16 protein-coding genes are annotated in these 19,444 nt (G+C 50.2%); 9 read left to right on the forward strand and 7 right to left on the reverse strand.

Translation table 11 applies throughout. The features are described from left to right. Positions 1-183: 183 nt before the first annotated feature. The 4 genes from BN4_RS13165 to BN4_RS13185 all read right to left on the reverse strand — a co-directional run bounded on the left by BN4_RS13165 (position 184) and on the right by BN4_RS13185 (position 6,375). Positions 184-2,331, reverse strand: coding sequence for a diguanylate cyclase (locus BN4_RS13165; RefSeq protein ID WP_015415899.1), 2,148 nt, complete (start codon positions 2,329-2,331; stop codon positions 184-186). Between the two features lie 276 nt (positions 2,332-2,607). Then, positions 2,608-4,647 (reverse strand): methyl-accepting chemotaxis protein, encoded by a 2,040-nt coding sequence (locus BN4_RS13170; RefSeq protein ID WP_015415900.1) that lies wholly within the window; start codon positions 4,645-4,647, stop codon positions 2,608-2,610. Between the two features lie 793 nt (positions 4,648-5,440). Continuing rightward, positions 5,441-5,698, reverse strand: coding sequence for a hypothetical protein (locus BN4_RS13180; RefSeq protein ID WP_015415901.1), 258 nt, complete (start codon positions 5,696-5,698; stop codon positions 5,441-5,443). Further along, a complete protein-coding gene (locus tag BN4_RS13185; protein ID WP_015415902.1) occupies positions 5,695-6,375 on the reverse strand; it encodes a YkgJ family cysteine cluster protein in 681 nt (226 codons plus the stop codon). The genes BN4_RS13180 and BN4_RS13185 overlap by 4 nt, the downstream gene beginning before the upstream one ends. A 374-nt stretch (positions 6,376-6,749) precedes the next feature. Here BN4_RS13185 and dsrA point away from each other — a divergent pair, with 374 nt between their 5' ends. The 8 genes from dsrA (at position 6,750) to BN4_RS13225 (ending at position 15,149) form a co-directional block, all read left to right on the forward strand. Beyond that, complete coding sequence (gene dsrA, locus BN4_RS13190) at positions 6,750-8,069, forward strand: dissimilatory-type sulfite reductase subunit alpha (RefSeq protein WP_015415903.1); 1,320 nt, start codon at positions 6,750-6,752, stop codon at positions 8,067-8,069. 18 nt (positions 8,070-8,087) lie between these two features. Beyond that, a complete protein-coding gene (gene dsrB, locus BN4_RS13195; RefSeq protein WP_015415904.1) occupies positions 8,088-9,233 on the forward strand; it encodes a dissimilatory-type sulfite reductase subunit beta in 1,146 nt (381 codons plus the stop codon). 63 nt (positions 9,234-9,296) lie between these two features. Next, positions 9,297-9,545 (forward strand): dissimilatory sulfite reductase D family protein, encoded by a 249-nt coding sequence (locus tag BN4_RS13200; RefSeq protein ID WP_015415905.1) that lies wholly within the window; start codon positions 9,297-9,299, stop codon positions 9,543-9,545. Positions 9,546-9,755: 210 nt separating this feature from the next. Further along, the gene (locus BN4_RS13205) at positions 9,756-11,159 is read left to right on the forward strand and encodes a cobyrinate a,c-diamide synthase (RefSeq protein ID WP_015415907.1); all 1,404 of its coding nucleotides are present in this window, start codon (positions 9,756-9,758) and stop codon (positions 11,157-11,159) included. A 29-nt stretch (positions 11,160-11,188) separates the two neighbouring features. After that, positions 11,189-13,489: an STT3 domain-containing protein gene (locus tag BN4_RS13210; RefSeq protein ID WP_157871390.1), complete on the forward strand. Its 2,301-nt coding sequence runs from the start codon at positions 11,189-11,191 to the stop codon at positions 13,487-13,489. A 14-nt stretch (positions 13,490-13,503) separates the two neighbouring features. Next, positions 13,504-14,634 carry a DegT/DnrJ/EryC1/StrS family aminotransferase gene (locus BN4_RS13215; RefSeq protein WP_015415909.1) on the forward strand — a complete coding sequence of 377 codons (1,131 nt, stop codon included), beginning with the start codon at positions 13,504-13,506 and terminating at the stop codon, positions 14,632-14,634. A gap of 3 nt (positions 14,635-14,637) precedes the next feature. Then, positions 14,638-14,961 (forward strand): hypothetical protein, encoded by a 324-nt coding sequence (locus tag BN4_RS13220; protein WP_015415910.1) that lies wholly within the window; start codon positions 14,638-14,640, stop codon positions 14,959-14,961. After that, a complete protein-coding gene (locus BN4_RS13225) occupies positions 14,958-15,149 on the forward strand; it encodes a hypothetical protein (RefSeq protein WP_041720380.1) in 192 nt (63 codons plus the stop codon). The genes BN4_RS13220 and BN4_RS13225 overlap by 4 nt, the downstream gene beginning before the upstream one ends. Here the strand turns inward: BN4_RS13225 and BN4_RS13230 are convergent. Further along, positions 15,134-17,146: an O-linked N-acetylglucosamine transferase, SPINDLY family protein gene (locus tag BN4_RS13230; RefSeq protein ID WP_041720382.1), complete on the reverse strand. Its 2,013-nt coding sequence runs from the start codon at positions 17,144-17,146 to the stop codon at positions 15,134-15,136. The genes BN4_RS13225 and BN4_RS13230 overlap by 16 nt on opposite strands. A 137-nt stretch (positions 17,147-17,283) precedes the next feature. Here BN4_RS13230 and BN4_RS13235 point away from each other — a divergent pair, with 137 nt between their 5' ends. After that, a complete protein-coding gene (locus BN4_RS13235) occupies positions 17,284-17,781 on the forward strand; it encodes a peptidylprolyl isomerase (RefSeq protein WP_015415912.1) in 498 nt (165 codons plus the stop codon). Positions 17,782-17,933: 152 nt separating this feature from the next. Here BN4_RS13235 and BN4_RS13240 read toward each other — a convergent pair whose 3' ends face one another. Together BN4_RS13240 and BN4_RS13245 are read right to left on the reverse strand one after the other, a co-directional pair. Next, positions 17,934-18,671, reverse strand: coding sequence for an ABC transporter ATP-binding protein (locus BN4_RS13240; protein ID WP_015415913.1), 738 nt, complete (start codon positions 18,669-18,671; stop codon positions 17,934-17,936). Beyond that, a complete protein-coding gene (locus tag BN4_RS13245) occupies positions 18,668-19,435 on the reverse strand; it encodes an ABC transporter ATP-binding protein (RefSeq protein WP_015415914.1) in 768 nt (255 codons plus the stop codon). Before BN4_RS13245 ends, BN4_RS13240 begins: the two co-directional genes overlap by 4 nt. Between the last annotated feature and the right edge of the window lie 9 nt (positions 19,436-19,444).

The following is a 19,444-nucleotide window of genomic DNA, read 5'->3' on the forward strand; positions in this document are numbered from 1 at the left end:
AGATTTGTGAGTAGATAATAAAATCGAATTTAAATTTATTAATAAATACTAATGCTTAGACTCTTGATTTGCGTTCCCGCCTTACCAGAATGAAATGAGCGGCTTACGATGAGAATCGTAGGCCGCCTTTTTTTGTTTGTATGTGTTTGAAAAAGAAAGAGGGAGAATGCCTTTTTCCCAGATTCAGATATTGAAGTGATAGTCGTTCATGGTGGCGCATTCCCAGCGGTTGCGGCCTGCGGCCTTGGCTCTGTAGAGAGCTGTGTCCGCCAGTTTTAGGAGCAATTCGACATCGCCTATGCTCTCGTTGAATTCAGCTATTCCCAGGCTGACGGTACAACTGACATTGCCGCTCCTTGGGGTTGCTATGGATTCCGTTTGAATACGCACACGAATCTTTTCTGCTACCTTTTGCGCGTCGAGCATGGAAGTTTCAGGGAGGAGTACTGCAAATTCCTCCCCTCCCAGTCGACCGACGACATCTGCCTTACGGACCACGGAAGTGACGGTTTCAGCGATTCTTATAAGCACCTTATCGCCGATATCATGTCCATATTGGTCATTGATATTTTTGAATTTGTCAGCATCAAACATAATGATGGCCAGGGATGTGTTATAGCGGAGGGATCGGTCTATTTCATGTTCTGCCAGTTCCATGAAATAGCCTCTGTTGTAGAGGCTTGTCATTTTATCTGTTCTGGCTAGGAGTGTCAGTTCTTTCTCAAGTTTTTTCCGTTCCGTGACGTCGCGAAGTATTCCCACTGCAAAAAAATCATTGTCTATCTGGAAAGAACTGACCGAGCGCTCAACAGGAATAATGCTTTTATCCTTTCGAAGTGCATCGAATTCCATGATTGATTCCATGACCTTTCCAGTTCCGGTCAATGCGAATTCCTTGAGTCCTGACTTGGCTTCCTCATGATAATGAAGGGGAGCTATGAGATCATGAATCTCGCTTCCGATGGCCTCTTCATTGGACCAGCCGAACATGGTCTCCGCAGCAGGGCTCCAGAAGAGGACAATACCCTTGGCGTCCACCATAACCAGTGAATCATAGGAAGCCTCTGCCATGGCCTTGATTTTGGCCTGTTCGTTTCGGAGTTTCTCACGAGCCACTGCGCGTTCCGTAACATCAAGGATCGTTCCCGTGGTGCGTATAAGTTTCCCGGCAGTATCGTATTCTCCTTTTCCTTGCCCATGAATGACCCGTATTTCCTTGTTGGGACGAACTATTTTGTGCTCGCGCGAATACGGTTCCTGGTTGAGTATTGCATCATGGAATTCCTTTTCGACCGTTTCTCTGTCAATCGGGTGGACCATGGAAAAAAACTCTTCGGTTACGGGAGTGACATCCTCTTTGGCGACTCCCAGTATTCGATAGACCTCATCGGACCACCATAAACGATCTGTCCTGACATCCAATTCCCAGCTTCCAAGACGTGCTATGGCTTGTGCTTCATTCAGGCTTTTCCGTGTTCGTTGTATTTCGTGGTTCTTTTTCATCCCCTTGTAGGTGAGAACCAGGGTGATCGCTGTAAATGAGGCAAGTAAAAGCCGGGAATACGGCGAGATAGGACTGGATGTAATCCAACCCTCTTTGGGAACGGCTGCTATGATCCAACTTCCGGACGGAAGATTGACAGACATCTTTATCGATTCGGACTCCGGTGAAAAGAGCGTTCCCCGCCCTTTGAAGATTTCGCCATGCTCACCTTGCCCATCAACTCCACGAAGAGCTATGTCCAGGTCTTTCAGCCCGGAAAAATTCACTCTTTCAAAAAGTTGATCTGCATCAATGACAGCAGAAACTATCCCCCAGAACTTTTCTTTCGTGCCCTCTCGAACGACTACCGGTGCCCTTCCTATAAGGCCCGTCCCGCCCTGGATGAGAGAGAGTGGTCCGGCTACGAGCATTTTCCCAGAGTCTCGTACGTGTTTGACCTGAGGCCACTGCTTGGGAAGGGTCCGGTAATCAACTCCGATGATTTTTTCATTACCTTTAATGGGATAGACAAAAGACATGATCAAATCTGGAGCTGCTCCGATATTTTTCAAGAGTGTTTTTGAGTGAAGAGCCCCGTATGCATACTGGGTGAATTTTTTCTGGTCGATATCCGGAGTGACGGAAATGAAGTCAGCAACACCATGGATGGTCGTCAGATTGTCGACGATTTCTTTTTCTATGTTTGCCCTGAGTGTCGCTATTTGCAGAGAGACGGCGACTCGCTGTTCATTTCTGTTTTTATGGGCAAGTTGCAGCTCAATGACATCCTCCAGCGCAAGTGCAGCTATGATTATCAGGGCTGCGATGAATGAAAATGATTTCAGCATGACAATAGATCCTCTGGGTAACTTGCAGTCAATTATAGGTCATGACCAACTCACATAAAAGACAATGTCCATGATTATGCGTTAAGACAAAACGAAGAGGGTATATTTTGTCATCTGTCGATACATGACCGTCACTGGCAAGACCTTCTCTGCATTATGGTGTTCTCCCGGAATGTTCTCTTTTGAAATAAATCTCTAAAATTCTCATCGCGACTGAAAAAGGAAGTCGAGCTGATGGAAATGATCAGCTTCTTGGAGTTGTTGATTCATTTATGGCTAAAAACGCTCAAAGGTATCATCGTCCATATCGTTCATTCCCATATCCATTTCTATTCCCAGTGGCTGAGGTTGCGCAGGAGCTGTGGCGGAATGCGAAGGCGGTGCTTTTGTCGTTTCTTTTTGGGGCAAAGTGGTATGGCGGATATGGAAAAAGCCTATTGCCTGTTCAAGTTGCATGGCTTGGGAGGAGAGTTCTTCCGCCGTGGAGGCAATTTCTTCGGATGATCCCGCATTGGCTTGGACAACGTTGTCCAGTTGCTGCAACGCGGTATTGATTTCTGTCGCACCGACATTCTGTTCGTTGCTGGCAGCAGTTATTTCCTGAACCAACTCTGCTGTTTGTTCAATGTTGGGGACTATGGTGGCCAGCATGCCTCCTGCCTTCTTCGCAACATCAACACTTGAAGCGGACAACTCGCCAATCTCCGCAGCTGCCGATCCACTTCGCTCGGCGAGCTTTCGGACCTCTGCGGCCACAACGGCAAAGCCTTTCCCTTGCTCGCCTGCACGGGCTGCTTCAATAGCCGCATTGAGAGCAAGGAGATTGGTTTGTCGCGCTATTTCTTCAATAATTGATATCTTTTCGGCGATAAGCCTCATTGCTTCCACTGTTTGTTTGACGGCTTCCCCTCCACGCTTCCCTTCGCTGGCTGTTTTTCTGGCGATATCTTCTGTCTTACTTGAACTTTCCGTGTTTTGGCTAATACTGGAGGACATTTCCTCCATGGCGCTCGAGACCTCTTCCACTGCCGAGGCTTGTTGCGTTGCTCCATGACTCAGTGTTTCTGAAGAACTTGCCAATTCTTCACTCCCGGCGGCAACGCTTCCGGCTGCATCCTGAACATCCCGAACAATGCTATTGAGCTTGTCGATCATGTGATTCATGGATCGACTCATCTGTCCGATTTCATCGTTGCGTTCAACATCAATAGTGACAGTCAGATCGCCTTTGGCAAGAGCTTCAGCCACATCTGCACTCTTTTTCATGGCAACGCTGACTCTTGTCGAGACGATAAAAGTGAGGATCAGGGAGATGACAATAAAGAAAAGGGCCACAATGACATAGATGATCACGGTTTTGTTGATCGTATCGCCGAAATCGGCGACCTCTTTTTCTATGCGCATGAACTCGAGTTCACCCAGCCTGTCAATGGAACTTCTCATCTTTTCAAAATGCTCTGTCCCTTCGGTCAGAGCTTGGAGTTTCATCAAGTTATTCTCAAGGTTGGCCTGGGTCAACGAGACTGCAGCCTTGCTGTGTGTTTCCCAGCCGGAAAAAAGTTCGTTGAAATCGGTCTTGAGCGCCTCAGCATCATTGCCGACGAGGTCCGCTCCTTGATTGACTCTGGATTTGGTCTGTCCAACATTCTCGACCCATGTCTTGGCCAAATCATGAATTTTATCAGGATCGGAGAGTTTGGTTATCAGTAGTTGAGCGACGTACGCCTGATAGGCGTCTCTGTCCGCATTCAGGACTTTGGAAAGGGCGGTTTCAAGTCTTCGCCTTTGGGTCGGATCAATCTCTGTTGCGGCAAGCTTATTGTCGATGATCTGACCCAGTTTATCGATGATATCCCGCATGGAATCGAAAGAAGCCAAAGCCTGTTTCTCTTCTTCATCACGTTGAAGATTGCCTGCCAAGGTCTTCTGAGCCAGATCAAAAAGTGTTGTGTTACTTTGTTTCCATTGGGCATAGTTGCTTTTGAATTCATTCAAAGAACCCAGCATGTTCGGAGTAAAATTTTTGGAAGGTCCAATAATTCTATCCCATGTTTGCTGTGTGTTTTCCTTATTGGATTCATTTGCAGCCTGGAGTGCTTCGGCAGAGGTTACTTTGATAGAGTTGGTCGCGGCGGCCTCTGCCTGATAGGCATCCCTATCCGCATCAATCATGGTTGCCCGGTCTACGTTCAAAGTGTTTGTTTCGATCATGTGCCCGTTTATGATATAGAAGCTCGTCAATCCTTCAGCCAGGATGATGACAATGGCCGAGATAGGCAGACAGACCATCAAGAGAAGTTTCAGTCGAATACTCACGATGCCTCCTAGAGCAATAATTTCAAGTAGTGCCACGATACACTCGGCGCACCTGATGACAATGATAATGTTTAAGCGAAGAGCAAAGAAAGGTGAAAAAAAGGACTGTTTGTGGGCGCAGGAGGAAAATTTCCATTCTTCAGCGAAGAATGGAGTGAGAAAGGACTGTGTTCGGAAAGCGGTTGTGCGGGAAGAGCGCGTCTGAAAACATCTCTCAGAAAAAAGGCTTTCTCAAAAAAGAAGAAAGGCCTCATGGCGGTGATTGAGGCCTTTCGGGGGGATTCCCAGCGAAATACGCCGGGAAAGAATGTTCATCGATTCCCTCTATGCCTTGCATTTTCTGGAATCACAATAGGGAAATTTCCTGATCCCGCTCGATATATCGGGATATTTCCCCAGGAAAAGGCGTATTGAGGCCCTTAAATATAAAAAGTAATATTTCAGGTGTGTTGGGTCTGAAAAAAATATTCTGCGGAGAAGGTGCGTGCTGGTACTGTTTTGGTCGGGGGGGGCACTGCTTCTTTGCTTTGAGCAGGCTCAGTTGCTGAGGCTGGGAGTTGAGTGTCTCTGCGCGAAAAGGATTTGTACTGAGAAAGACTTTTGATTGAGCAGTCTTTAGGAGTCGCTTTTATCAATGCCACGAGTGGCGAATTGAAAAAAATACCCAAGGGGACAGGACTGCTCTCTTCTGCTCAATCAAAAGCGCGTTCTCCTCACCGTGTTTCCGAAGGGGAGAGCGTCTTTTTCTCAATTAATTCTCAGGAGATTCAAACGGATCATGCCTCTGGCGATGCTAGGCGTCATTCAAGAGTTTTTTTGCAATGTCAAGATCGTAGAGGGCCAGGGGATTGCGGCCGGTTTCACGTTCTTTGTACATTGCGGCAGCCTGTTGGATGGCTGGATAGGGAACCCATTGATGTTTTTCCCAGATGACTGGTTCAGAGGGATTATAGAGGCGGAATTCTATGGTACCGTTGTTTTCTCGAACGTACATATGTACTTCGGGGTGTTGCAGGGACGGAGTATAGTAGGTGCCACGTTCATCTTTCATTCTTTATCTCCCTGGGCAAATCCGAATCGGATCGAGTCGCCCACTTCATATACATTGATATTCATTGTCCGAAGCAAAACCCGCAATGGTCTGCCAAAAAGAAAGTCTGTTGTGTCTGCTGCCATGCCACTTTTTTCCGTCACCAGTCGGCGAAGTTCGCGGTCGAAGAGCACCATCTCCATGAGATCGGCTCCGGCTGGCGCATTGCCCTCACGCGCTTTTTTTGCCGTCTCTTCCATGAGCAGGGGATTACATTTGGCATTATGCTCTTCGATAAGTTCCAGAAGCGGATGTCCTTTTGGCAGGAGATCCGATCGGGTCAGCCTCTCCTTGTCATATATGGCGGCAAGGGGGGCTGTATCACGGCAAAAAAGTTCTTCGCACTCAATCGGTCGGGTGTCGTACATGCCGCATGCCCGTCCTTCTGGACTGTAAAAGGTGCAGGTCCATTTGCCGTCGCGCCCTTTGATCTTGAGTATTTCCTCTGTCAATGGGAGGACGTTCTCAGCTATTTGGTCATAGGCACGCTCTCCGGGCCTGAGGGTCACTATGTCGGCAAGCGGGATAGTGCCATCTTCTATGAGAGGCAAATCCTGGGCATGCAAAGCCGGTCCCCCATTGCGGCAACAGTCTCCGCAACGTCGGCATCCTGTGGTGTTATCATTTGAATTTTGCAAGTTTGTGTTGCTCCTCAAATCCTTTTCGGGTATCGATTATTTCGGTCCATAACCTGCTGCCAAGGACCGATACTCTGCCTAGGCTGCAATGGCAAGTCAAAGCATGGTCGAATAGAACTGGTCGCAGGGCGGGCGTTGGGCCTGCAAGGTGAGGATTGGCAATGCTTTTTGGGCAATTACCGGTTGACAGAAAACCGGAGTGTCCAGTACATTGACGACCCTGCATACCTTGTGAATAGTGGCGCAAATGTCCTGTTCAACGCATAAATGCGTAATGTAGCAAAGGTGTCCGGGCTCCGGGATTATATCCTGTTGCAGGCCCGGATTATAATGGTTGATGGCAACATCTTAATCAAACAATGGAGGTTAAGGGAATGGCGAAACACAAAACTCCTCTGTTGGATCAGCTGGAAAGCGGCCCGTGGCCCAGCTTTGTATCCGACATCAAGTGGGAGGCTGAAAACCGAGCCAAGAATGAAAAAGGTCTTGACTACCAGGTAGCAGTTGACTGCCCTGAAGATCTGCTCGGCGTTCTTGAAATGTCTTACACCGATGGTGAGACTCACTGGAAACACGGCGGCATCGTCGGTGTCTTCGGTTACGGCGGCGGCGTTATTGGCCGTTACTGTGACCAGCCCGAAATGTTCCCCGGCGTGGCTCACTTCCACACTGTTCGCGTGGCTCAGCCCATGGGCATGTGGTACAAGACCGACTTCCTGCGCTCCTTGATGGACATCTGGGACCTGCGCGGTTCCGGTCTGACCAACATGCACGGCGCCACCGGTGACGTTGTCCTGCTTGGTACATCCACCCCGCAGCTCGAAGAAATCTTCTGGGAACTGACCCACAATCTGGACGCCGACCTCGGTGGTTCCGGCTCCAACCTGCGTACTCCTGCTTCCTGCATGGGTATGTCTCGTTGCGAGTATGCTTGTTACGATGCTCAGGAGCTTTGCTACAACCTGACCATGGAATACCAGGATGAGCTGCACCGTCCTGCATTCCCGTACAAGTTCAAATTCAAGTTTGATGGTTGCCCCAACGGTTGTGTCGCATCCATCGCTCGTTCCGACATGGCCTTTATTGGTACCTTCAAGGGTGCTATCAAGATCGATCAGGAAGTTGTTGCAGCTTATGTTGGTGGCGAAATCGCTCCTAACGCAGGTGCTCATGCCGGTCGTGACTGGGGTGCTTTCGACATCAAGAAAGAAGTTGTCGACCTGTGCCCGTCCCAGTGCCTGTCCTACGAGGACGGAAAACTGGTCATGGATCACAAAGAATGTGTCCGTTGCATGCACTGCATCAACACCATGCCTCAGGCCCTGAAGATTGGTGATGAGCGTGGGCTCTCCATCTTGTGCGGCGCTAAAGCTCCGATCCTCGACGGTCCCCAGATGGGTTCCCTGCTCGTTCCCTTCATCGAAGCCGATAAGGATGACGATTTCCAGGCCATCAAGGACATCATTGAAAACGTTTGGGACTGGTGGATGGACGAAGGTAAGAACCGTGAGCGTATCGGTGAAACCATGAAGCGTCTGGGCTTTGCTGCCCTGGCTGATGCCGCTGGCATCGCCGCTGATCCCCGCCACGTTCAGGAACCCCGCCACAACCCCTACATCTTCTGGAAAGCTGATGATGTTAAGGGTGGTTGGGACCGTGATCTTGCTGCTTTCCGTGAACGCCACCAGCGCTAAATATTGGAGGAAAATAACATGGCTTTCATTTCTTCCGGATACAATCCAAGCAAACCGATGGAAGGTCGCATCTCCGACATCGGTCCTCGCCACTTCAGCGAGTTCCTGCCCCCGGTCATTGCGAAAAACTTCGGTAAGTGGGAATACCACGAGATCCTCGAGCCGGGCGTTCTGTGCCACACAGCAGAATCCGGCGACAAGGCATACACCGTTCGTTGCGGTTCCGCCCGTTTGGTCTCCGTTTCCTACGTTCGTGAACTGTGTGATATCGCCGACAAATTCTGCGGCGGACATCTCCGTTTCACCACTCGTAACAACGTCGAATTCATCCTCGACGACAAACAGGCTGCCCTGGACCTGAAGGCATACCTCAACAGCCAGAAGTTTGAGGGTGGTTCTTACAAGTTCCCGGTCGGCGGTACCGGCGCTGGTGTGACCAATATTGTTCACACTCAGGGTTGGGTCCACTGCCACACTCCCGCAACTGACGCTTCCGGTACTGTCAAGGTCACCATGGATGCTGTCTTCGACCAGTTCCAGGACATGAAGCTGCCCGCTCCTGTGCGCATCTCCATGGCTTGCTGCCTGAACATGTGCGGCGCTGTTCACTGCTCTGACATCGCAATTCTCGGTGTTCACCGCAAACCGCCCCTCATTGACCACGAGTACCTGGACAACCTTTGTGAAATTCCTTTGGCCGTTGCTGCCTGCCCCACCGGCGCAGTCCGCCCGACCAAAGTCGAGCTTGAAGGCAAGACCTACAAGACCGTTGCTATTAAGGAAGAGCGCTGCATGTTCTGTGGTAACTGCTACACCATGTGCCCCTCCCTGCCTCTGTCTGATGGTGAAGGCGACGGAATCGCGATCATGGTTGGTGGAAAGATCTCCAACCGTATCACCAAACCTTCCTTCTCCAAGGTCGTTGTGCCTTTCGTCCCGAACGAACCGCCCCGTTGGCCTACAATGACCAAGGTCATCAAGAAGATCCTGGAAGTGTACGCTGAAGAGGCCAATAAATACGAACGCCTGGGCGACTGGGCCAACCGTATTGGCTGGGAACGTTTCTTCGAGAAGTGCGAGCTGGAATTCTCCGCTCACCTGATCGATGATTTCCGTGATCCGGCTTACTACACCTGGCGTCAGACCACTCAGTTCAAGTGGTAAGATAATAAGTTCAGGGGTACGGCATTGAGCCGTACCCCGACTTTTTAAAAGAAGGAGTCCATCATGGCACTCGATCCTGAAGCTGCAAAAGCTGAAATTATTGCTTTTTGTGAGTCGAAGTCTAAGAACAAATCCAAGTTCTACTTCAATGACTTCTCGAAGCTTTTCCCTGATGAGAAGACTCGTGCAGTCAAAAAGCTCCTGACCCAGTTGGTTCAGGAAGAAAAAATGGTGTTCTGGTCCTCTGGGTCCACCACCATGTACGGCCTGGCCGGTGCCGGCAAGCAGGCTGCTTCCGAAGGCGAAGACTAGATCTTTCGCCCATTCGGGAATTCAGGCCTTGCCCGTCATAGAGCCGGGCAAGGCTTTTCTTGATTCTGGAGCCGGATACAGGCAGTCTCTTTCCGGAAGAGTCCCAATTCGGCAAAAAAAGCAATCGCGAAACGGAATTTCCCTCCACTTTTCTTGATTTCACCCCGTTTCGACTGGTCTTATCAGGCCGTTACTTCAGGCATAAATCACGTGTCATATTCAACTCCACGATTCATCCTCGCCGGGCTTTCCGGTGGCACAGGTAAGACAATTGTCTCCCTCGGTCTCGCACGCGCTTTCACCCGCCGTGGTTTGAAAGTCGCCCCATTTAAAAAGGGACCGGATTATATTGATGCCAAATGGCTCGGGCTGGCAGCGGGCTGTGCGTGTTCGAATCTCGATCCATATTTTCATACAGATGCAATCCTGCATTCTCTGCTTTGGCATAAGGCAGAAGGACGGGATATTTCTCTCATAGAAGGGAACCGTGGTCTTTTTGACGGAAAAGATGAGCGAGGCTCCTGTTCGACGGCAGAGCTGGCTCGGATGTTGGAGACCCCGGTCATTCTGACCATTGATTGCACCAAGATGACACGCACGGTTGCCGCTATTGTCCAGGGATGTGTCGGATTTGAATCCGGTATGCAGTTGGCCGGTGTCATCCTCAATCGAACTGCGGGAGAGCGCCATCGTTCCATTTTATCAAAAAGTATAGAAACTCATACGGATATTCCAGTGCTGGGCATGCTGCCCAAGGTGGCCCACAATCCGATCCCCGAGCGTCATATGGGCTTGATGTCGGATCAGGAATATGATGGGGCGGTCTATGGTAATGAGCAAAAAGCCCTTGAGAGCATAGCTGATTTAGCAGAGGAGTGGCTTGATCTCGATGCCATTGCTGGAATAGCCAGAAGTGCTCCTGATATTGCTTCGCCGGAAAAGGCTTTGTTTCCAGATGCTTCCAGCAAGGGAAAAGTTCGTATTGGGTATGTTCATGATGCAGCACTTTGGTTTTACTATCCGGAGAATCTTGAGGCGTTAGAGCATGCTGGTGCAGAGTTGGTTCGTCTCAGTCTGTTGTCGGGTGCGCCGTGGCCTGAGTTGGATGGATTGTATCTGGGTGGAGGTTTTCCGGAGATGTTCGCTCAACGTATTTCTGAAAATACAATGGCACTTCAGGCCATCAAAATGTTGGCGGTGTCAGGGCGACCTATTTATGCGGAATGTGGCGGCTTTATGGTTCTATGTGATTTCCTGGAGTATGGCGGACACACCTTCCCTATGACAGGGGTCTTTCCTGTGGGGACCACATTTTGCGAGCGGCCACAAGGTTTGGGGTATACAGAAGCCGTTTCAATCAGGGAAACTCCTTTCTATTCTGAAGGAGCGGTGGTCCGAGGACATGAATTTCATTATTCCGTCTGCCTCGATCATGCATCTAAAGAGCTTGATTTTACAATGAAAATGCTCCGAGGCAAGGGGATTTTAGAAAGCCAAGACGGACTCCTTTATCAAAAGACGCTTGCGGGGTATAATCATACCCATGCTCTGGCCGTTCCTGATTGGGCACCTCGTTTTGTTGCAGCGGCCCAAAGCGGAAAGGAGCTTTCTTGAAAGACCTGTCATGAATGAAAAGTGAGAATATGGAATATTTCAAAAAACTATACGAAAAACGAGGTGGACAGGGCGCTCCGGCTCCTTCTTTTACCACAGATTGGCCGTGGCTGATCCTTTATGGAGCGTGCGTCTATTTGGTCGTTTTCTTTTTCAGATTCGGGTTTGCCGACCGGTGGGATGCCTCTGAATTATGGGTCAATGGGGAACGGATTCTTGCTACCCATGATGCCTATTTCTGGTTGGCAAAAGCCAAGGGCATAGGGAGTCTTGCCGGGTATCCGCTTGCTCAGGCCGCCCACTTCATACACTCTGTCACTGGTGTGGGACTGGGAACGCTCGGCTTTTGGGCCCCCGCTTTCATGGGAGCTTGTGTCGGAGTTATCTGTTTCCTGTGGGGCTGGCTTATCAGCGGCAAACAGGGCGGTATCATTGCGGGTGTCATTGGGAGTCTCACTCCTGGCTTCTTCTATAGAAGCCGTTTGGGATACTTTGATACGGATATGTTCACGCTGCTTATGCCCATGTTCGTTGCATGGCTTTTGGCCGTATGGTCCTTGAATCATACTCGGTTTTCCTGGGACTGGGAAGGAGGCGCAGAAGAGAACTCTCGACAAAGCCGCATGAAGTTCGGGTTGTGGCAGGCTTTCTCCTTTGGTGTTCTCACCCGATTCTGTCTTGTCTGGCATATTGATATCGCAAATGTCTGTGTTTTATATTTCCTTTTCACCACCGTCTATGTGTTAGTTCGTGGAGAAAAAGGGCAGAGGACACACGCTATTCATGAGTTGGGCATCTTTATGCTGGCTGCTTTTCCGGGAGCGGCGTACGGGCAGCTCTGGCTTTTCCCTTCATTGTATGCGCCGTTTACCCATCTTTTCCAGGTGACGCCGTTTATTTATTCAACAATTATGGGAATTGGCTTCGCTCTTCTTTATCTGATTGCTGTGAACATTGGTCGTTCCAGAAACTCGTCCTGGGTCAAAAATCCGATACTCTGTGGTGCCATTTTTTTGGTGTTGATCTATTTGGTGAATCTTATTGTTGCACCCTTCCCAGCCATTTTTGAAAAACTTGCAGGATACCTGACTCCCACAGCCCCGCATGGGGAGGCAAGTGGGACGGAAGCCCTTGGTCCGATTTATCCGTCCATTGTCCAGAGCATCATAGAGGCAAAAAGAGTTGCGCTTTCAATTATTCTTGAGAGAGGGTTGTTTGAAGCATGGCTTGGAGGGCTTGCGTTATTGATGACTGTGGGCGTTGTCATTGTCCGTCCTGTTGCAGTCTTTTTATTGCCGTTGATCGTGTTACATCTTGCCAGTGTCAAGCTGGGGGTCCGGTTCTCCATGTTTGGCGGTGCTGCGTTGAGTGTTTGCTTTGGCGTTGGGGTTTACTGGATTTCTAAGAAGGCTTTTTCCGGTTTGCCTCTCAAAAAATGGTTCATCCTTGGTTCCCAATGCCTGGTTGCCGCGCTTTTTCTCTGGTTTATTCATGGGCGGTATTCAAAGATTCCGCTCACCCCTGTTATCCCTGCTCTTCATGCGGAAGCGCTGGTTGAGTTGGCGGCGCATTCCTCGCCGGATTCCGTGGTCTGGACCTGGTGGGACTGGGGCTATGCCACACAATACTATGCAGGGCGCAATACTGTTGCAGATGGTGGTAAACACGCCGGGCGGGATGTTTATCCACTGGCGTTTGCCTTGACGACAGACTCCCCGAAAAAAGCCAATGGCATGATAGCTTTCAGTTCCCAATATCCTGGCGAGGGCCGTGATTGGGTCGGGCTGTATCCTGCCCGTCAGTGGGATTCCATTCCCCGGTCAAAGTTGTCGGAAACTCTTGATGAGCAGATATCCAAGGAAACGTATCCGGCGCGGCCGGGCCAATTTCTGGTTGTGACCTGGAAAGACATCAGAATAGCGCAATGGATTACCTATTTCGGGAATTGGAATCTTCAAACAGGGACAACGAAGCAGGCCGCCATCGGCAGTTATGATCCGGGAAAGCTTGGGGTCAATGTGCAACGCGGAGCCATCATGACCCGAAACGGGAATGGTGGTTTGGTTCGGGATATCGCTGTTCTTGGGTCTGGTGCTGTTGAGAGAAAGGAATACTTCATGAATAGCATGTCGCCAAGACTGCTTCCTGTCAAAAGGCATCTCCTTGTCAATAGTGTCTCCAAACAGTGCGTCCTCATGGATAGGCTTGCTTACAGAAGCATGTTGACCCGCCTGTTGATCGGTGATCCTGACGACCCGGAGATTAGCAAATATTTCAAATTAGTCGTGGATAAATTGCCCTTTGCAAGAATCTACGAAGTCATACAATAACAAAGAGAGTACATATGACCATTCCGTTTATCGATTTGAAAGCACAGTACAAGCTCGTCGATGAAGCCGTCAAAAAAGGAATCGACGGCGTGCTTGAGCATGGTGCCTATGTCATGGGACCGGAGATAGGTGCCCTGGAAAGTCATCTTGCATCGTTTTCCGATGTCAAACATGGCGTTGGCTGCGGCTCTGGTACAGATGCCTTGATTATGGCTCTGATGGCCTTGGGAATTGGACCTGGGGATGCTGTTTTCACCACTCCTTTCACTTTCATGGCGACTGCCGAGGCAATCGCTCTTCTGGGAGCAACACCTGTTTTTGTCGATATTGATCCCATTACTTTCAATATCGATCCCGATGATCTGAGAAAAAAAATTGGTGAGATCAAGGACAAACGCAAGGATCTCAAGCCCAAAGGAGTTATCTCCGTAGACCTTTTCGGTCAGCCTGCTGATTATGATCGAATCGAGCCTCTGGCCCATAATAACGGACTTTTTCTCATTGTTGATGCGGCCCAGTCCTTTGGAGCAACGTATCAGGGCAAACCCGTGTGCTCCTTTGGTGATGTCGCATGCACTTCCTTCTTCCCGGCCAAGCCCCTCGGTTGTTATGGCGATGGAGGGATGGTCTTTGCCCAGAATGACGAATTGCATAAGCTGCTCGTTTCTGTTCGTGTCCATGGCATGGGTGAGGATAAGTACGAGAACGTCAGGCTTGGTATCAACGGCCGTCTTGACTCCATGCAGGCTGCAGTGCTTCTTGCCAAGTTCGAGATATTCCCGGATGAGGTCATCAAACGGCAGCAGGTTGCAGCGCGTTACGGGGCATTGTTGAACGATGTGGACGGCCTGACAACACCCAGCGTTCCAGAAGGGAATACCTCTGTCTGGGCGCAGTATTCCGTGCTGGCGACTGACAGCGACCACCGAGAAGAGCTCATGGGAAAACTCAAGGAAAACAATATCCCGTGCGTTATTTATTATCCCAAGGCATTGCACCTTCAGAAGGCATTTGCCAATCTTGGACATGTCATGGGAGATTTCCCGGTATGCGAGAATATATCCTCGCGCATCTTCAGTTTGCCGATGTATCCTTACCTCAAAGCCGAGGATCAGGAGACCATTGCTTCGGTTCTCAAAGGATAAATGATGGCAGCAGGGCGTCGTGCGGTTATGCTTCGGGTTTTGAAGCCCATTATGGCGGGATTGGCTCTTGCGTATCTGGTGACAGGGTTTATTGACAAGCCCACACCTGTCCACTTTCAGCCTGAGAACCCATATGCTTCAAAACAGGAAGAAATCGCAGAGCCGCTTGCAGATACCGTGATTGACAAGAACATCATGAAGCTGGGGTCACCATTGTCCGTACCGGCTCAGAGAGTGCCGTCGGAAAATCCTCTGGCTCCGTTGGAGATCATGGACGGGGAGATCGGGGCATCGGTTGACACGCAGAGCCGCTTGCAGATACCGTGATTGACAAGAACATCATGAAGCTGGGGTCACCATTGTCCGTACCGGCTCAGAGAGTGCCGTCGGAAAATCCTCTGGCTCCGTTGGAGATCATGGACGGGGAGATCGGGGCATCAATTGACCGTATCGTCTCTGATAATGCGACTCCCAGCGTCAGAATTGAGATCAGGGAAAATCAGCAATCACCATAACGGACTCTCTGTTCCAGAAAGTCTTCCAAACCACGAATCGCCTCATGGTCTTCAAAGAGCCTGAGGCGATTTTTTTGTATCTGCCCACGCAGACGTGCCCTGAACGCTGCATCCGTGCCGCATCGAACAGCAAGGTCTACATAGGCTTCAAAAGAGTCTGCCTTGGCCTCGGGTATATCAAGCATGGACAGGACTCCGGCAGTATGACGTCCTCGCATCAATCCCTGTGGCCAGGTGATGATGGGAAGCCCACAATTGGCAGCTTCCATTGCCGTATTGAACCCGGACCACTCGATGGAATCAAGAAAGACGTTACAGAGACAATTGAGTGCATGATATGCCTTGGGCGCTTGATGAGGTAACATGACGAGAGAGTGGGTTGCATCAAGACCGAATTCCGCAAAGGTTCTGGTCATTCGTTCCAGGAAACGTCTGTTAAGCACATCGGCCTGGGCATCTTGGAGAAATACGAATCGGCAGTCGGGGACGCGTTCAGCAATGAGGGGATAGAGCCGGTCGTATTGCGGAAGATATTTATACAGGGATTGGGGGCAGAAGTAGAGAAGAGCGTCGTCCGGGAGGCCGAATGAGGCTCTCTTAAACTCAGGTGGGCCATGGCGAAGTGGAGTGTAATGGATGCCAATATGAGGCAATTGTACCAGTTCTTCGGTGTAATTCGATTTCCCATCGGCTGGTTCCATCAGTTCGTTGCTGAGGAAAACATCCATGGTCGGTAATCCAGTGGTCATGGGGTGTCCAAGGGAGACGCATTGGACCGGTGCAAGGCGAAGTCCTGCGAGCTTCGCACATGTCGGGTCCATTCCGATATCCGGGTAGATGAGTACATCAAGCTGGTCTTCCACGATACTTTGGCAAAGTTTTTCGAAGTTGCCGGACTCATGAGTCAATCCTTGCAACAGGGCTTTGGCTTCCTCTGTGCATCGATCGTTTTTAATTCCGGTGTAGTAGCCGAAAACATCAAATTTGCGCCGATCAAGATGGTGGACCCAGCCACGGGTTGGGATTTTCCAGACGGAGTGTTCACACATGAATCCGGTGGCGATGCCGACTCGTATTTTCCCGCTTATTTTTCTTGTTTCGGCACGCTGTGTATAATGAGGAAAAGCTGTCGCCATGATGCGGCTGACAAGCGCACCGTATTGTCTTTGAAGATCCCGGTCATTCTTGCCTTGATAGGTCAAATAGAAAGGCTGGTTTGCACCGACCATGGCTGCGGCTTCGCGGATTTGTTCAGGGGAATCGAGGGTCAAGCGTTTATCAAGTTCTGTGAGCGCCTGAGCATAGGCGTTGCGTGAGCGTCGAACCGCATCTTCACTGTTATAGAACATGTCAAGATGGGCAAAACAGCCTCCCCAAAGTGGTGCGATGGCTGCAGGGGCGAGTGCGTGAGCTGAGGAAAAATAATGATGAGCGAGTTGCATGTCTCCGCGTGCCTGCCAAGCATTGCCGAGATTGTACAGAGTATCCAGTGAAGAGGGATCAAGCTCAAGGGCTTTTTCGAGCGTGGCTATTGCCTCTTTCGGTCTTTTGGCGGCCTTGAGAGTGACACCAAGGTTATTGAGCGTTTCCGGGGTAGGCGGAGCAGCTTCCAAGGCTTTTTGAAACCAGTCGAGAGCGAGGGGCTGGTTTCCTGTGGCCAGGAAGACACTGCCAAGGCCATCCATGGCAGTTGCTGATGTTGGTTCGATCTTGAGAGCGTGCTTGTGCCACCGCAACGCTTCGAGATAATTCCCTTGGGCCAGACAGACGTTTCCCAGTCCATTCCACGCTTCAGTCTCCTCGGGCATGAGTCGGGTTGCGAGTCGGTACGCGGTCAAGGCTTCAGGCAGGTGGTGCATTTGGAAAAGAGCCATGCCGAGGTAGAGTGCAGCCTCTGCGTATGGAGGGTCATTTTCCAGAGCCTGACGGTATAACGCGATCGCTATTTCCAGTTCACCTGATTGGTGATGACGTGCAGCAAGAGTGAATAACTTCATGGCATTCATGATAAAGAGCTTAGCCTAAGAGTCGGGCAAAGGTAAACTGATGCATTTGCAACCCGAGCACGGCTCTGGTACATGGAGAAACCAAATTGATATAAAGCCGGGCATGGTCTGGCTCAAAGGAGTTATTCATGATTAAAATGGAAACCAGCATGGGAGAGTTCGTCATTGAACTCGATTTCGAGAAAGCACCCAAGAGTGCCGCAAACTTTCAACAGTACGTTGAAGAAGGCTTTTACGATGGGTTGATCTTTCACCGCGTCATCAATGGCTTTATGGTCCAGGGCGGTGGAATGGATGAGAACATGAATGAAAAGCAGAGCCGTGAACCCATTGAGAACGAAGCCAACAATGGATTGAAGAATGAATGCTACACCTTGGCCATGGCTCGGACCATGGACCCGCATTCCGCTTCCTCCCAGTTCTTTATTAACGTCAAGGATAATGGATTCCTGAATTTTTCCAGTGAAACTTCACAGGGATGGGGCTATGCCGTTTTCGGCAAGGTCGTCAAGGGCACGGAGGTTGTTGATGAGATCAAGGGTGTGCCCACTGGTCGGAACGGCTTTCATGATGATGTTCCGGTCGAGCCTGTTTTTATTACCAAAGCGACAGTGGTCGAAGAATAGATTCACTCGAAATGTCTTGAAAAGACCCGGCACATCACTGTGCCGGGTCTTTCTTATGCAAAGCTTCCATCTGAGTCTTGGCTGATATAAGGCAAAAGAAAAGGGCTGCCCTGTCTGGAACAGCCCCTTGTGAGAGTTTCGTTTGTGGATACCTAGCCGCCCAGATAGGCTTTCTTGACTTCCGGATCTTCCATGAGTTTGTCAGAGGGTCCTTCTGCCACGATTTCTCCAGTATCTATGACGTAGCCACGGTGGGCAAACTTCAGAGCAAGGTTGGCGTTCTGCTCAATGAGCAGAATTGTCATGCCTTCCTCATTCAGTTCTTTGAGGGCGCGAAACATATCGTACATGAGCAGGGGAGCAAGTCCCATGGAAGGCTCATCGAGCATGATGATCTTGCAGCCGGACATCAGTGCGCGCCCAAGAGCGAGCATCTGTTGTTCGCCACCGGACAAGGACTCGGCGCGCTGTTTTTTCCGTTCATCCAACCGGGGAAAGAGCGTGTAGACTCGTTTGTAATCCCGATTAATCTCATCCATACCCTCTTTTCGGGCATAGGTCGCGATTTTGAGGTTCTCCTCAACGGTCAGGTTGCCGAAAATATGGCGCCCTTCCGGGACCAGCGCCATATGCAGATTGGCCACGATTTTATCCGGAGCCATGCCAAGAATAGATTGTCCCTTGAAGAGAATGTCACCCTTGATGACCTTGGGAGCTTCGGGCGGAGGAAGTTGGGCAATGGACATCAGGGTTGTGGATTTGCCTGCTCCATTGGCTCCTATGAGCGTGACGATTTCACCTTCGCCCACTGTGAAGTTGATCCCGTGCAGGGCTTCGATATTGCCGTACTTGACGTACAAATCCTTGATTTCAATAAGTGGAGTACTCATATATTGTCGTCTCCAAGATAGGCCTTGATGACGGCCGGGTTGGACTGAATGTCTTCTGGAGTGCCTTCCGCAATGGTGGAACCGAAGTCGATGACCTTGATCCACTGACATAGGCTGGTCACGACTTTCATCTGATGTTCGATCATGAAGATGGTGATGTCGAAGTTCTCGTGAATCCAGTGGACGAGTTTGATGAGGTCTTCAACATCTGCTGAGTTCAGCCCAGCAGCAGGCTCATCAAGCAGCAGCAGCTTTGGCCTGATGGACATGGCACGGGCTATCTCAACCCGGCGTTGCAAGCCATACGGCAGGTTTTTGGGGAATTCCTGAGCATATTCCGTCAGACTCATGGCTCCGAGCAGCTCTTCGGCTATTTCGAGAATCCGCGCTTCACGCTGGCGGTATTTTTTACCCCGGAGGATCGAATCGAGAACCGAGTAGCCCATACGGTAGTGCTGGGCTATTCTGATGTTGTCGAGAACGGTCATGTCGTGCCAGAGGCGAATGTTCTGGAAGGTTCTGGCAACGCCAAGGGAGGTGACCTGATGTGGTTTGAGCCCTGCTGTCAGTGATCCGTCCAGCGTGATGGTTCCTTCCGTTGGTTGGTAGAAGCCGGATATCAGGTTGAAGATAGTAGTCTTGCCTGCTCCGTTGGGACCGATCAGCCCCATGAGTTCGCCGCCTTTCATATCTATACTGAACTCGGAAACGGCCTGAAGGCCGCCAAACCGCTGGGTCAATCCGTCTATTTTGAGAAGTGACATGACGGACCC

The sequence above is a fragment of the Pseudodesulfovibrio piezophilus C1TLV30 genome, assembly GCF_000341895.1.
Lineage (GTDB): Bacteria > Desulfobacterota > Desulfovibrionia > Desulfovibrionales > Desulfovibrionaceae > Pseudodesulfovibrio > Pseudodesulfovibrio piezophilus.